Annotated in this window: 13 protein-coding genes; 4 read left to right on the top strand and 9 right to left on the bottom strand. The window is 58.6% G+C overall.

Features of this window, described 5'->3' with window-relative positions; genetic code table 11:
- The first annotated feature begins 6 nt into the window (after positions 1 to 6).
- On the top strand, positions 7 to 1,131 hold the full coding sequence (gene tal, locus HMPREF2614_RS04445; protein WP_038625367.1) for a transaldolase: 1,125 nt from the start codon (positions 7 to 9) through the stop codon (positions 1,129 to 1,131).
- Positions 1,132 to 1,345: 214 nt separating this feature from the next.
- Here the strand turns inward: tal and HMPREF2614_RS04450 are convergent, their stop codons facing one another.
- Genes HMPREF2614_RS04450 through HMPREF2614_RS04460 form a run of 3 tightly spaced genes read right to left on the bottom strand, consistent with a single transcriptional unit; the run spans position 1,346 to position 3,140 of the window.
- Positions 1,346 to 2,065 carry a hypothetical protein gene (locus HMPREF2614_RS04450; protein ID WP_038625365.1) on the bottom strand — a complete coding sequence of 240 codons (720 nt, stop codon included), beginning with the start codon at positions 2,063 to 2,065 and terminating at the stop codon, positions 1,346 to 1,348.
- Positions 2,062 to 2,781: an AAA family ATPase gene (locus tag HMPREF2614_RS04455; protein WP_038625362.1), complete on the bottom strand. Its 720-nt coding sequence runs from the start codon at positions 2,779 to 2,781 to the stop codon at positions 2,062 to 2,064. Before HMPREF2614_RS04455 ends, HMPREF2614_RS04450 begins: the two co-directional genes overlap by 4 nt.
- Entirely contained in the window at positions 2,778 to 3,140 is a 363-nt protein-coding gene (locus tag HMPREF2614_RS04460; protein WP_038628982.1) for a GntR family transcriptional regulator, read from the bottom strand. The genes HMPREF2614_RS04455 and HMPREF2614_RS04460 overlap by 4 nt, the downstream gene beginning before the upstream one ends.
- A gap of 233 nt (positions 3,141 to 3,373) precedes the next feature.
- Between HMPREF2614_RS04460 and zwf the strand changes: the two genes are divergently transcribed.
- The 3 genes from zwf to pgl are packed head-to-tail and all read left to right on the top strand — an operon-like array spanning position 3,374 to position 6,710.
- Positions 3,374 to 4,879, top strand: coding sequence for a glucose-6-phosphate dehydrogenase (gene zwf / locus HMPREF2614_RS04465; protein WP_038629644.1), 1,506 nt, complete (start codon positions 3,374 to 3,376; stop codon positions 4,877 to 4,879).
- A 50-nt stretch (positions 4,880 to 4,929) separates the two neighbouring features.
- Complete coding sequence (locus tag HMPREF2614_RS04470; protein WP_038628980.1) at positions 4,930 to 5,946, top strand: glucose-6-phosphate dehydrogenase assembly protein OpcA; 1,017 nt, start codon at positions 4,930 to 4,932, stop codon at positions 5,944 to 5,946.
- Positions 5,943 to 6,710, top strand: coding sequence for a 6-phosphogluconolactonase (gene pgl, locus HMPREF2614_RS04475; RefSeq protein WP_038628977.1), 768 nt, complete (start codon positions 5,943 to 5,945; stop codon positions 6,708 to 6,710). The genes HMPREF2614_RS04470 and pgl overlap by 4 nt, the downstream gene beginning before the upstream one ends.
- 117 nt (positions 6,711 to 6,827) lie before the next feature.
- On the opposite strand, the gene secG is transcribed toward pgl, so the two are convergent.
- The 6 genes from secG to whiA all read right to left on the bottom strand — a co-directional run bounded on the left by secG (position 6,828) and on the right by whiA (position 14,553).
- A complete protein-coding gene (gene secG, locus HMPREF2614_RS04480) occupies positions 6,828 to 7,064 on the bottom strand; it encodes a preprotein translocase subunit SecG (RefSeq protein ID WP_038628976.1) in 237 nt (78 codons plus the stop codon).
- A gap of 91 nt (positions 7,065 to 7,155) precedes the next feature.
- Positions 7,156 to 9,984, bottom strand: coding sequence for a phosphoenolpyruvate carboxylase (ppc, locus tag HMPREF2614_RS04485; RefSeq protein ID WP_038628972.1), 2,829 nt, complete (start codon positions 9,982 to 9,984; stop codon positions 7,156 to 7,158).
- Positions 9,985 to 10,186: 202 nt separating this feature from the next.
- A complete protein-coding gene (tpiA, locus tag HMPREF2614_RS04490) occupies positions 10,187 to 10,975 on the bottom strand; it encodes a triose-phosphate isomerase (protein WP_038628968.1) in 789 nt (262 codons plus the stop codon).
- A 69-nt stretch (positions 10,976 to 11,044) separates the two neighbouring features.
- Entirely contained in the window at positions 11,045 to 12,256 is a 1,212-nt protein-coding gene (gene pgk, locus HMPREF2614_RS04495; protein WP_049181013.1) for a phosphoglycerate kinase, read from the bottom strand.
- Between the two features lie 110 nt (positions 12,257 to 12,366).
- A complete protein-coding gene (gene gap / locus HMPREF2614_RS04500; RefSeq protein WP_049181090.1) occupies positions 12,367 to 13,371 on the bottom strand; it encodes a type I glyceraldehyde-3-phosphate dehydrogenase in 1,005 nt (334 codons plus the stop codon).
- A gap of 183 nt (positions 13,372 to 13,554) precedes the next feature.
- The gene (gene whiA, locus HMPREF2614_RS04505; RefSeq protein ID WP_038629636.1) at positions 13,555 to 14,553 is read right to left on the bottom strand and encodes a DNA-binding protein WhiA; all 999 of its coding nucleotides are present in this window, start codon (positions 14,551 to 14,553) and stop codon (positions 13,555 to 13,557) included.
- Positions 14,554 to 14,714: the final 161 nt, after the last annotated feature.

The following is a 14,714-nucleotide window of genomic DNA, read 5'->3' on the forward strand; positions in this document are numbered from 1 at the left end:
AACACTATGGGAAACACCACGATGGAAGCACTCGCCAAGGTAGGAACCTCGGCGTGGCTCGACGATCTTTCGCGCCAGCGTCTCACCTCGGGCGATTTGAAGAACCTCATCGATGAACTGCGGGTGGTTGGTGTCACCACTAACCCGGCTATCTTCTCTTCGGCGATGACCGCTGGTGAGGACTATGACTCTCAGCTGGCGCAGCTCACCGCTGAGCGCGCGAATCCGTCAGATGCTGTGTTCGCCATGGCTATCGACGATGTCCGCGATGCCTGTGACCTCTTCGCCGGTGTGGCTGAGGATACCGACGGTATCGATGGCCGTGTTTCTATCGAGGTCGATCCTCGTTACGCCGACAACTACGAGGCCACGATTGCGCAGGCTCGTGAGCTCTGGGAACGCGTCGACAAGCAAAATGCGATGATTAAGATTCCGGCGACCGATGCTTCCCTGCCGGCTGTCACCCAGGCTCTGTCCGAGGGTATTTCGGTAAACGTCACCCTGATTTTCTCGGTGGAGCGTTACCTGCAGGTCATCGATGCGTTTATCGAGGGTATCGAGCGTGCGAAGGACAACGGCGTGGACCTGGTTTCGGTTCACTCTGTTGCGTCGCTGTTTGTTTCTCGCGTTGACACTGAGATTGATGCTCGCCTGGACAAGATTGGCTCGGAAGAGGCCTTGGCTTTGCGTGGTAAAGCTGGTCTGGCCAACGCCCGCGCCGCTTACGCCAAGTTCGAAGAGACCTTCTCCTCGCAGAATATCCGTTGGGCGCAGCTGGAGAACGCCGGCGCTAAGCCGCAGCGCCTGCTGTGGGCTTCCACCGGTGTGAAGAACCCGGCTTACCCGGACACCCTTTACGTGACTGAGCTGGCTGCTCCGCAGACAGTGAACACCATGCCTGAAAAGACGCTGCGCGCTGCTGCGGGCTTCGAGGGCGAGGTTCGCGACGCCGTCAGCGGTCAGGGTGAAGCAGCCAATGCTGTTATGACCCAGCTCAGCGAGATTGGCATCGACCTGGATGATGTCTTCGCTGTCCTGGAGCGCGAGGGCGTGGAGAAGTTTGTGGATTCCTGGCAGTCCCTGCTCGTGTCGATTGCACAGCGAATGGAACAGCTGCACGAACCCTGCTGATTATCTAGCTTCCTGTTGGAAGCGGCCGCATTTATGGCTGGCGTCAGCGGGTCGATGCACGATGCGAGTTACTGACTGCGCTATGGCAAAAATGGTCCGAAAAATAGCCTGAAAGTGTCATAAACTTGCACAGTTTCACATTTGCAGCCCGTGTTTTTCGGCCCGTAAGCTGCGCACAAAAAGCTCCCTGCGGAGGGGAGCTTTTTTGTGGGTGCTAGGATGCGGCGAAGGCGGGGCGCACGTCGGGCTGTGGGCGTTTCTCTTCCTTTAAGGCCCAGGCCATCACGACCGCGGAGATTACGGTGATGATTGAGGCAAAGATTGGCACAGCCGGCCAGGGAGCGCCCGGGATAGAGTCGGTCACGTCCAGCAGGTAGCTGAACAGGAAGAGCGCGACCAGTGCCAGGCCAATGGTGATCGATCCCGCACGAGAGCCCTTCGCGCCGGCGACGGTGCCGATTGCGGTGCCCGCCACGGAAGACATCAGGAAGCTCAAGAAGACGCACAGAGCGGTAAGCAGGATTGTCGTGTAGTTCTGCCCAGAATCCTGAATCATGTACAGCTCCCCGTTGGTGTCCGGGAACAGGGCCGGTCCAGAGGTGACAATGAAGCTATCGAATCCCCGGTAGTAACCGGACTTATTCTGTTCGGTGACCATCGCCACGACGATGAAGGCGGTAGCCACCAGCGATGTTCCCAAGATTGCAATGATTGCGGAGCGCACCCAGCGGGCGGTGCGCACGCCGTAGTCGCGCAGGGTGACCGAGCGCTGGGCGGTGATGAGGAAGAGGATGCCCAGCGCGATGATGCCCAGCAGGGTGTTGCCGGTGCCGCTGCCCACGAGCATGCGCCCGAAAGCCGAGTAGAGGATGGCCACGGCGGCGACGCCGAGGAAGGTTTTCTTGTTGGTTGCGATGAAAGCCCCGGTGCTCATTTCTTGCTCCTTTCGATGTAGGCGGAGGTGCTAGCGAGGTCGATGAGGGCCGCGGGGTCGAGGTAGCTAACCTCAACACCGAGGGCGCGGGCATGCGCGGCGGTCGATGGGCTGAGCGCTGCAGCCAAAATCGCCTCGCAGCGCTCGCCGAGAGTTTTCTTAGCGAGCACCGAGCCGGCCACCTGCGTCACTAGGTCCGCAGAGCCGCGTAGCACCGGATGGGTAGCGCGCAGCTTATCGACGTCATAGGGTCCGTACGCATCCTGCTTGTGCATGACGATCAAGGTGTCCACCAGGTCTGCGAGATCCTGGGAGTGCTGCGACGTGACCACAATGTCGGCCGATTCGGCGGCGTCGATAAGCATGCCGCGCAACATGGTGCGGTGCTCGACATCGAGGCCGTTGAAGGGTTCGTCGAAAAGCAATGCATCCTTGCCCGATGCGAGGGCGGCCGCAGCGATGAGCAGCTGGCGCTGGCCCAGGCTGAGCTTTTTGATGGGGGTGTCGCCGGGGAAATCTAGGAGGGACTCCGCGTGGGACACATCGAGTTGATCCCAGCCGGTGCGCAGGATGCGGAAATATTCGCGCGGGGTGACGCCGAAGATCTGGGTGTCGGGTGCTGCCTTCGCCACGGCAGCCGTAGGCATTTGCGCGAGGGTATGCAGGTAGTAGGTCTTGCCGGCGCCGTTGGGGCCAATCACGCCGTAGATGCTCATTTCTCCTCCTCCAGCATGGCGATGATGTCGTGGAGCGTAAGGCCGAGGATGTCGGCCTCCGCTTTTAACGGCTCGATGTAGGTGCGCTGGAACGCTTCACGACGCTCAGCTCGAATGCGCTCACGAGCGCCTGGGGTGACGAACATGCCGAGTCCTCTTTTCTTCTCCACGAGCCCCACCATCGACAGTTCCGTCATGGCCTTGGCAGCCGTGGTTGGGTTGACCTGATAGAACTCCGAGAGTTCCTTGGTTGAAGGGGCGCGACTCTCAGCCGCGAGCTCCCCGGACAGAATCATTGATTTCAGATTCTCGGCGATCTGGACGTAGATGGGCCGAGAATCCGCCTCCTTCGCCTGCATATCCACCTCCATGGTGTACGGGTATACCACCTATGCCATAAACCTAAAGCAGAAGAAAGGGGCCCGTCAAGGCCCCATCGAAGGAATCGGAAACGATTCCACCGGACTTTTCTCGATATGACATTATGTAAACCGTGAGTGATTCTCTGCAACGCAACGATCCGAACTCCCCTACTGCCAGTTCTCCGCACAACGGAGATGGCAGCACCAACCACGACGGATACGTCAACCCGCTGCGCGACCCGCAGGATAAGCGCTTGCCGCGTATTGCGGGGCCGGGTGGCATGGTAATTTTCGGAGTGACGGGCGATCTGGCCCGAAAAAAGCTCCTGCCTGCCATTTATGACCTGGCCAACCGCGGTCTGCTACCTGCCTCCTTCGCGTTAGTTGGCTACGGTCGTCGCGAATGGTCGAAGCAGGACTTTGAGGATTATGTGCGTACCGCAGTGGAACAGGGCGCCCGCACAGACTTCCGTGAGAGTGTCTGGCAGCGCCTGGCTGAGGGCATTCACTTTGTTACCGGTACCTTCACCGATGACGAGGCCTTCGATCGCCTGGCCGCGCAACTTGAGGAGCTCGATCGCTCCCGCGGCACCGCTGGCAACTGGGCCTACTACCTGTCCATTCCGCCAGCTAACTTCCCCGATGTCTGTCATCAGCTCGATCGTTCGGGGCTCGCGCAGTCGGGCGAGGATTATTGGCGTCGCGTGATTATTGAGAAGCCATTCGGCCACGACCTGGCTTCGGCCCAGGAACTCAACCGGATTGTGAACTCGGTGTTCCCAGAAGACGCTGTGTTCCGCATTGACCACTACCTGGGCAAAGAAACCGTCCAGAACATTCTGGCCATGCGTTTTGCCAACCAGTTGTTCGATCCGATGTGGAATTCTCACTACATTGACCACGTTCAGATCACCATGGCCGAGGACATCGGTTTGGGTGGTCGCGCCGGTTACTATGACGGTATCGGTGCAGCTCGTGACGTAATTCAGAACCACCTACTCCAGCTGCTGGCACTGGTGGCAATGGAAGAGCCCATCGCCTTTACCCCGGAAGAGCTGCAGGCGGAAAAAATTAAGGTTCTGCGTGCCGTCGAGCCAGTGCGTCCGTTTTCGAAATACACCGCACGTGGCCAGTACACCGCGGATTGGCAGGGCAGCAACTTTGTGCCAGGGCTGCGCGATGAGGAAGGATTCGACCCCGAGTCCACGACCGAGACCTACGCCGCTTGTACGCTCCAGATCAATTCTCGTCGTTGGGCCGGTGTCCCCTTCTACCTGCGCACCGGCAAGCGCCTCGGCCGTCGCGTCACTGAAATTGCGCTGGTCTTTAAGTCCGCACCGCACTTGCCTTTTGCGGAGACAATGACTGCCGCTCTCGGTCAGAACGCCATGGTGATTCGAGTCCAGCCTGACGAGGGCGTGCTCATGCGCTTCGGCTCGAAGGTTCCGGGCTCGGCCATGGAGGTGCGCGATGTCAACATGGACTTCTCCTACTCCGAGGTGTTTACCGAGCAGTCGCCAGAGGCCTACGAGCGCCTGATTCTGGATGCGCTTCTCGACGAGGCCAGCCTCTTCCCCACTAATGAGGAAGTCGAGCTGTCCTGGAAGATTCTTGACCCCATCATCGAGTACTGGGCCAAACGCGGCCGTCCCGAGGGCTACCCCGCAGGTTCGTGGGGGCCGTCCTCCGCTGACCACATGCTTGAGCGCGACGGTCGCGCTTGGCGACGGCCATAGGTTGCCGACCTCTCAGTTCTTAAGAATTTTCTGACAGAAAGAACACTTTCATGATTGTCAATTTGCCAGACACTGACACCGCGAGCATTGCTCGTCAGTTGGTGCAGCTTCGAGAGCAGGGCGGCATCGTTACCACGGGCCGTGTCCTTACCCTGATCGTTTTGGCCAAAAGCGAAGACGACCTGGAAAACATTATTTCCACGGTCAACTCCGTTTCCCGCGAGCACCCATCCCGTGTGCTGGTATTGGTCTCCGATGATCCACGCCTGGATAATCGCCTCGACGCGGAACTCCGCGTCGGTGGAGATGCCGGTGCTGCTGAGATCGTGGTTATGCACATGTCCGGTGAGATTGGTCAGCACCACAGCTCTGTGGTGACTCCCCTGTTGCTGCCCGATACGCCGGTCGTGGCGTGGTGGCCGTCTGAGGCGCCTCAAGTCCCAGCGGCGACACCAATCGGCAGGATTGCCCAGCGCCGTATCACCGATTCGTTGTGTGACCCGAATAGTAACGCTATCTACACGCGCCGTACGGGCTACACGCCTGGCGATTCCGACCTGAGCTGGTCGCGACTGACGAACTGGCGCGGTGTGTTGGCCTCGGCTTTCGACTTGCCGCCGCACTCGCCAGTGACCTCCGTGTCTATCTACGGTCCACAGGAGTCGCCATCGGTGGAGGTCGCCGCCGGCTGGTTGGCAGATCGCCTGGGGCTGCCGGTCAACCGCTACTCCACCGGGGAGAAGAAGATTCCGGTGGACGAAAAGGGCCGCGCCAAGCCACCGGTGACCTCGGTCGCGTTTGAGCGTGAAAATGGCCAGACCCTGCGCATCGATATTGAAAGCGCTACCACTGCATCGGTCACCAACGGAGAAAAGCCCCCGTTCAAGGTCGCATTGTCGCGTCCTACACGCTCCGAGTGCTTGGCAGAGGAGCTGCGTCACCTCGACCACGATACTGCCTACGGACGTGCCCTGCGTGGTCTCAGCCAGATTCACACCGTAGGCATGCAGACCCCAACGTCCACGATCACCAGCTTCGCGAACGAACCAGGAGTCTCTGACAAGTGACAACCGATAACGTCTTGAATACCGTCCCCGCCCCTCAGTTCCACCGCGCCGCCGACCAGGCCGGCATCGTCGAGGCTGCACGTCAAAGCTTCATCGATGCGGTTGTCGCCGTCCAGAATGGCAACGTCTCTCCGGTCACCGATGACGGTTTTGTACGCGTCGTTCTCACTGGTGGCGGCGCGGGTACCGCTTTGCTCAGTGCGCTTGCCGACGATTCTGGAGACATCGACTGGAACCGAGTCCTGGTGTTTTTCGGAGATGAACGCTTTGTCGCTGCCGACTCGGTAGACCGCAATGCGCTGGCTGCTCGTGAGCGTCTCTTGTCCCCTGTCGGCGTGCCGGAGGACAACATCTTCGAGTTTGCTGCTGCCGACAGCGGCGTGACCACCACGGAGGCCGCCGAAAGCTACGAAGCTATCGTTCGCCAGAAGGCTCCAAACGGCTTTGACCTGCACCTTCTTGGTATGGGCGGAGAGGGACACATCAACTCGATCTTCCCGCATACCGCAGCGCTCGCTGAGCAGGAACGCTTGGTCGTGGACGTGCATAACTGCCCGAAGCCACCACCGACCCGCATCACGCTGACTATGCCGGCCATTGCCAGTTCGCAGCGTGTGTGGCTACTGGTAGCCGGTGGTGAAAAGGCCGAGGCAATTGCAGCTATCGCTCAGCAGGACGACCCAGCGCAGTGGCCAGCGGCCGGAGTTCGCGGTGTCCAGGAAACCATTGTCTTTGTTGACGATGCTGCGGCTGCACAGCTTTAGGCTTCCGCTTCACCGTTAACAGCCAAGAAACAACAAATTCCCGTCGATAAGCGAAATGCTATCGACGGGAATTTTTATTACTTAAAGGCCTTCGGTGGGGCGTGCTGCGTGCGGAACCTACCAGCCGAAGGTATTGAACAGCAGCAACAGGACAATGCAGAGCAACCAGATAATCATGGTCACAATAGTGACGCGGTCAAGGTTCTTCTCCACCACAGTCGAACCGGACAGATTCGACTGCATACCGCCACCAAAGAGGCTGGACAGTCCGCCACCCTTACCCTTGTGGAGCAGGATGAACAGCGTCATCAGGATGGATGTGATGACCAGGACAATCTGAATGGCGAGGTACACGCGCACTTCCTTTTGAAACGTCGCTTCTTTAAGAACTCCAACTATACTAGCGCAATTGCTCCGCTGGCTAGGTATTCCCCAGCCGCCTTTTCTAACCGGAGTTGCGCAGTGCAGTTGCCAGACCGTTCATGGTCAGCTGAATGCCCCGACGCACCTTGTCGCGGTTATCGCCAGCACGGTAGCGACGCAGCATCTCCAGCTGGATGATGTTCAGCGGCATGAGGTATGGGAAGCGCATGTCCACCGAGCGCCTGAGCAGCGGATTGTCTTCAAGAAGGTCCTTGTACCCGGTTACCTTCAGGAACATCTTCAGCGTCAGGTCGAACTCAGCCTTGATGATGCTGTAGATGCGCTCACCGTCGGCCTTATTTTCGCACAGGCTAGCGTAGGCGCGCGCCAGGTTCAGGTCAGCCTTGGACATCACCTGCGCCATGTTCGACAGCACCGAGTTGAAGAACGGCCAGTCCTCGTTGAGCTGACGGAGTTCGGCTAGGCGGGAACCGTCCTCGTCCTCACCAATCCACTCCTGCAGTGCAGAGCCGACACCGAACCAGCCCGGCACCATAGAACGCTGCTGCGACCAGGACAGTACCCATGGAATTGCGCGCAAATCAGAGATGGTCTGAGTCTGCTTGCGTGAGGTCGGACGCGAACCGATGTTGAGGCTACCAATCTCATCGACCGGAGTCGACGACGTGAAGAAGTCGATAAAGCCCGGGTCCTCGTGCATGAGCTTCGAGTAGGCCTCACGAGACAGGTCGGAAATCTCCGACATGATCTCATGGGCGCGAGCTGGGTTCTTCAGGTCATCGACATCGAGCAGAGTCGACTCGATAGTTGCCGAAACCAGCGCGGCGAGGTTCCTGCGCGCCGCCGCAGGGTGACCGTACTTCGCAGAGATAATCTCGCCCTGCTCGGTGACACGCACCGAACCCTGGACTGCGCCGGAAGGCTGCGCCAAGATTGCCTCGTAGGACGGTCCGCCACCACGGCCGACAGTACCTCCGCGGCCGTGGAAGAGACGCAGGCGAATGTCGTTGTCCTTCGCGGCTGCCACGATGGCGACCTCCGCGTCGTAAAGCGCCCAGTTTGCAGCGAAGTATCCGCCGTCCTTGTTCGAGTCGGAGTAGCCGAGCATGACTTCCTGCAGATCTCCGCGCGCAGAGACGTATGCGCGGTAGACCGGAATGTCCCACGCAGCACGCAGCACGTCGGCGCCAGCCTGCAGGTCTTCGATGGTTTCAAACAGCGGGATGACGTCTACAGAACCGGTCGGCTGGGATCCATTCGGACGAATCAGACCGACCTCCTTAAGCAGAATCATCGGCTCCAGCAGGTCGGAAACCGATGTACACATCGAAATGATGCAGTGCGGTACCGCGTCGCGACCGTACTTGCGCACCGCACGAGATGCCGCACGCATAATGCCCAGCTCGCGGGCCGTGGCTTCAGAAAGATCTGCGGAAGTCGAAACCAGCGGACGGGAGGACTGCAGTTCCTTGGTCAGCAGCTCGACCTTGTCAGCTTCCTTCAATCCCGCGTAATTGTCCACCACACCAGCAGCGGAAAATAGCTCGGTGAGAATTTCCTCGTGAGAGTCCGAATTCTGACGGATATCAATCGAGTACAGGTGGAAACCAAATACCTCAACTGCATCCATCAGATCGCGCAGACGGTGATCGGCGATGAGATCATCGTGGCTGGAACGCAGTGAGTCGTCGATAATCGAGAGCTCTTCAAGCAAGTCCTCGGCGCTGTCATACGGAGTGAACTCCGACCAGTCGCCCTCGATGATGGACTCATCGAAGAAGTTCACCGCTGTTGCCGCCACGCGACCGCGGATACCGTGAACCGCACGACGGTACGGCTCATCTTCACGGTTTAGTACGTCATTGTGGCCCCGGCTGGCCAAGGCGACCAGATCGACGGTGACCTTAGTCAGGCGGTCGCTGAGACTGAGTTCGCGCTCCAGCAGGTGCAGCTGCGAGAAATAGTGACGCAGGATGGTGCCCGCTGCTCGATCGGAGGCGTAGCGCAGCGTCTCCTCCGTCACGTATGGGTTGCCATCGTGATCACCGCCAATCCACGAGCCCATACGAATCGTTGGATTAGCCTGCAGCTTGTCGCCGCCGAGCTGACGCAAGTGCTTGACGACGTCCCGGTTAATCTGTGGCACAGCTTCCAGCAGAGAAAGCTGGTAGTAGCGAAGACCAACCTCGACCTCATCGCGAATATCCGGGCGGTTCATGCGAATCAGAGCCGTCTGCCACAGCGTCAGAATACGGCGGCGGATATCGGCATCAATCTCAGCGAGTCGGTCCGCGGTGCGTGCATTCAGCGGGGCTGCCTGGATCTCGTGGCGGCGCCGCATTGCGGCCGTGATGTGCTTCTGCACATCGAACACTGTACGACGACGAGTTTCCGTTGGATGTGCGGTCAGAACAGGGACGACCTCAATGTGGTCCATCATGTCCGCAATAGCGCTGCCAGAAACCTTGGCGTCGCGAAGCTTCTGCCATGTTGCCTCCAGCGTGGAGTCCTGCGGCGGATCGCCAGCATCGAGAGAGGCCTCGATGCCTAGTTCTTCGTGCAGATCCTCAGCGAGGTTAGCCAAAAGTGCGAAGTGCGTGAAAGCACGGATGACCGGGCTTGCCTCGGCCGGGTCTATGTCACGGAAGAGGCCGGCGAGTTTCTCGATATCGCCATCGCCACGATGGAGTTCGAAGGCTGCGCGGCGAGCATTTTCGACCAGGTTAAAGACCTCGTCACCCTCTTGCTCGCGGATTACCTGTCCGAGAATTCGACCCAGGTGGCGAATATCCTCCCAGAGCAAGTCCTGCTGCTTCGCGGTAGCGGTCGATGAGGATTGCTCATTGCTTGCAGTGTTTCGGTCAGCGTCACGATGTACTTGTTCGTTCATTGAGCACGTCCTTTTAAAATTGCCGGGCATTCAAAGTGGAAAGCCTCGGGAAATGTATTGCGCTGAATTATTGCCATTCGGTGTGTCTGGGTTGAGTCCGCCTAAAGGCAATAACCCCGAATCGGTTTTATGAGAATCAATAAAACCAATCCGGGGTCGCGCATGGCGCCTATCTTATCAGTTGATCTGATTTTATATGTAGTTAGGCGTTCTGAGCAGCATCTGCAGCAAGTGCACAGAGCTTGGCGAATGCCTCACCGTCGAGCGAAGCACCACCGACGAGGCCACCGTCGACGTCGGGCTTGCCGACGATCTCAGCGACGTTCTCGGCCTTGACGGAGCCACCGTAGAGAATACGCATCTCCTTGGCGATGGTCTCATCCGCAATTTCAGCGATGGTCTCACGGATAGCTGCACAGACCTCCTGCGCGTCTGCAGCCGATGCGACCTTACCGGTGCCGATAGCCCAGACCGGCTCGTAAGCGATGACGGTCTTGGCCAGCTCAGCGTTGGTCAGGTTAGCCAGGGAGCCCTTGACCTGAGAGACAACGTACTCAACGTGCTCTTCGGCTTCACGGACCTCCAGTGGCTCGCCGACACAGACGATTGGGTTCATACCCTCGCGCAGTGCTGCCTTAGCCTTCTTTGCGACCAGCTCATCGTCTTCTGCGTGCATATCGCGACGCTCGGAGTGACCGACGACGACCCAGGTACAGCCGAGCTTTGCCAGCATCGAGGAGGAAATCTCGCCAGTGTAAGCGCCGGACTCGTGGACTGAGACATCCTGAGCACCGTAGGTAACGCCGAGCTTATCGCCCTCAACCAAAGTCTGGACCGAACGAAGGTCGGTAAACGGTGGGATGACGGCGACGTCAACCTTGTCGTAGTACTCCTTCGGCAGAGCGAACGCGAGTTTCTGCACCACACCGATAGCCTCGAGATGGTTCAGGTTCATCTTCCAGTTACCAGCAATAAATGGTGTACGTGCCATAGTGGTGGAATTCACTTCCCTATCAATTAGTGGATTTTTAAGCGATGAAAACCAAGTGGTGGGAAAATCTTAGTCTTCCAGGACGGAGACGCCCGGCAGAGTCTTACCCTCGAGGAACTCCAGCGAAGCGCCACCACCGGTGGAGATGTGGCTGAAACCTTCCTCGTTCAATCCCAGGGTACGTACTGCCGCTGCGGAGTCGCCGCCACCGACGACGGAGAAGCAACCGTTGTTAGTGGTGGCATCGATGATGGCCTGTGCAACCTCGCGGGTGCCAGCTGCGAAAGCCTCCATCTCGAACACGCCCATCGGGCCGTTCCAGAACACAGTCTTGGACTCAGCCAGCACCTTGCCGAATGCCTCAGCGGAAGCCGGTCCAATGTCCAGGCCCATCCAGCCTTCCGGAATCTCGGTGGCGTCTACGACCTTGTTTTCAGCGTCTGCTGCGAACTTGTCGGCCACGACTACGTCGGTTGGCAGAACAATCTTGTCGCCGTAGCGGTCCAGCAAATCCTTACAGGTGTCAAGCATCTCTTCCTGCAGCAGGGATGCGCCAACGGCGTAGCCCTTGGCAGCCAGGAAGGTGAAGCACATGCCGCCGCCGATGACCAGGGAGTCAACCTTCGGCGCGAGAGCCTCAATAACACCCAGCTTGTCGGAAACCTTGGAGCCGCCGAGCACGACGGTGTACGGCTTTTCCGGGGTCTCTGCAACCTTGCGCAGAACCTCAAGCTCAGCCTGAACCAGGTTGCCGGCGTAGTGCGGCAGCTTCTTCGCGACATCGAAGACGGAAGCCTGGGCGCGGTGAACAACACCGAAACCGTCAGAGACAAATGCACCGTCCGGAACAAGTGCAGCCAGCTCGGCTGCGAACTCGGCGCGCTCTGCCTCGTCCTTGGAGGTCTCGCGCGGATCGAAGCGGACGTTCTCCAACAGAAGTACATCGCCCTCGGTCAAACCATTAGCGCGCTCGTGCGCGTCCTCACCGGAGACATCACCGGCGAGCGCGACGTACTGCTCCAGACGCTCAGAGAGAGCCTCAGCGACCGGGGCCAGGGAGAACTCGGACTTAACCTCGCCCTTCGGGCGACCCAGGTGAGCCATAACAACGACCTTGGCACCGGCGTCGACAAGAGCGGACAGAGTGGGCAGCGAAGCATCGATTCGACCCGGATCGGTGATTACGCCGTCCTTCAGCGGAACGTTAAAGTCGGAGCGGACGAGGACGTAACGGCCTTCAATACCTTCGTTGATCAGGTCTTTGACAGTCTTAACAGTCATCTCAATGAAATCCTTGTGAAAGTGTGTAAAAAACGGGCCGTGGGTGGCGTGCCCTACTCAGGCACAACCACCCCGGCCCGTTCGGGGTCTGGGATTAACCAGGTGTGTTATTAGAGGCGCTCACCGACGTAGACAGCCAGGTCGACGAGGCGGTTGGAGTAGCCCCACTCGTTGTCGTACCAGGAGACAACCTTGACCTGATCGCCGATGACCTTGGTCAGCGGTGCGTCGAAGATCGAGGAACGCGGGTCGCCCTCGATGTCCTTGGAAACGATTGGATCCTCGTTGTAGCCCAGAACACCCTTGAGCTCGCCCTCAGCAGCTTCCTTGATGGCAGCGTTGACGGACTCGACGGTGACCTCGTTCTTAGCAGTGAAGGTCAGGTCGGTGACAGAGCCGGTCGGGGTCGGAACACGCAGTGCGTAGCCGTCCAGCAGGCCCTTGAGCTGCGGCAGAACCAGAGCAACTGCCTTTGCAGCGCCGGTGGAGGTCGGAACAATGTTCAGAGCAGCAGCGCGAGCGCGACGCAGGTCCTTGTGCGGAGCGTCGTGCAGGCGCTGGTCACCGGTGTATGCGTGGATGGTGGTCATGAGACCGCGCTCGATGCCGAACTTGTCGTCCAGAACCTTAGCCATCGGAGCCAGGCAGTTGGTGGTGCAAGAAGCGTTCGAAATGATGTTGTGCTTCTCCGGGTCGTAGTCAGTGTGGTTGACGCCGACAACGAAGGTTGCGTCTTCGTTCTTAGCCGGAGCGGAGATGATGACCTTCTTGGCGCCAGCCTCGATGTGAGCCTTGGCAGCGTTGGCATCGGTGAAGAAACCGGTGGACTCAATGACGATGTCGACCTTGTGCTCGCCCCACGGCAGGTCCTTCGGGTCGCGCTCAGCGTATGCGGCGATGCGCTTGCCGTTGACGGTGAGGGACTCATCGTCGTAGGTGACCTCTGCGTCAAGCTTGCCCATGATGGAGTCGTACTTGAGCAGGTGAGCCAGGGTCTTGTTATCAGTGAGGTCGTTTACAGCAACGACTTCCAGGTCAGCGCCCGCAGCGAGCAGAGAGCGGAAGAAGTTGCGGCCAATGCGACCAAAACCGTTAATACCTACACGAACCGTCACAATAATCTCCTTAATGGATTGGCGAATCGATGCCACTTGTCAGGGCGCTGATTGCGCTCCAACAGGTTCACTACAGAAGTGTACGTTGGGTTTTTCATTCGCGCAGCGATGCTTTGGCGCAAAAGTCCCAAATAAACGGAGATTCATCCAAATTTCCGCACCTGACTAGGCATAACAGGTGCTTTACTCGTCAACTTCTTTGTCAAAAAGTTCGTCTGTAACGACTGCAGTTGTGGGGGGAATTCCGAGTTCGTTTGCTCTTTTGTCCGCCATGGAGAGCAAACGCCGGATGCGTCCTGCGACTGCGTCTTTGGTCATTGGCGGATTGGCTAGCTGTCCAAGTTCTTCTAATGATGCCTGCTTGTGCTCGATGCGCAGCTGTCCTGCAGACACCAAGTGATCTGGTACATCGTCGCCGAGAATCTCTAGAGCGCGTTCTACTCGTGCCGCCGCAATAACGGCCGCACGAGCTGAGCGCCGCAGGTTGGCATCGTCGAAGTTTGCCAAGCGGGTGGCCGTAGCTCGCACTTCACGACGCATTCGCTGTTCTTCCCATTGCAGGCGAGTAGTCTGGGCTCCCATTCGCGTGAGGAGCGCACCAATCGCATCGCCCTCCCGGATGATAACTCGATCGCCACTGCGGGACTTATTTTCCTTGCTCTTAGCCGTAATTCCGAGCCTACGAGCACATCCCACCAATGCGAGTGCCGCTTCAGCTGAAGGAGCAGTGACTTCCAAAGCTGAGGAACGCCCAGGCTCAGTCAGTGAACCATGTGCCAAAAATGCACCCCGCCATGCAGCTTCCTGATCAATCTTCTGCCCCATGATCAGCTTGCGTGGTAGCCCACGTACGGGATGTCCTGCAGAGTCAATCAGGCCAGTTTGCCTAACGACAAGTTCCGCGCCATCGGTTACCCGCACGATGTACTTCGAGGTCTTTCGCAACCCACCGGGAGACAAGACATTGAGGCTGGCTTTGACATCGTAGAGTTCGGCCAGCATGGAGCGCAGGCGGCGTGCGACAGCGCCGGAATCCAACTCAGCCTCCAGCACAATCGAACCTGCCACCAGGTGGAGTCCTCCCGCGAAGCGGAACAGGGTCGCAATCTCCGCTGCCTGAGCGCTTTCCTGCGAAACTGACACGCGGGCTAGTTCGTCTTTGACCTTCGCCGTCAATGCCACGATGCTGTCGATCCTCATTTCATGTGTACGAGCTGGGTTTGGGCCTGGCTAATTTAGGTTTAATTAACCCCATTTGAACTCTAGCAATAAACCTCAAGGATAGTATCCTGAACCAATCGAGTGGCAATTAGCTGATCGCCTGCTGCATCCCCGCAGGAGAA

This window comes from Corynebacterium sp. HMSC074C11 (genome assembly GCF_001809455.1).
Taxonomy (GTDB): domain Bacteria; phylum Actinomycetota; class Actinomycetes; order Mycobacteriales; family Mycobacteriaceae; genus Corynebacterium; species Corynebacterium amycolatum.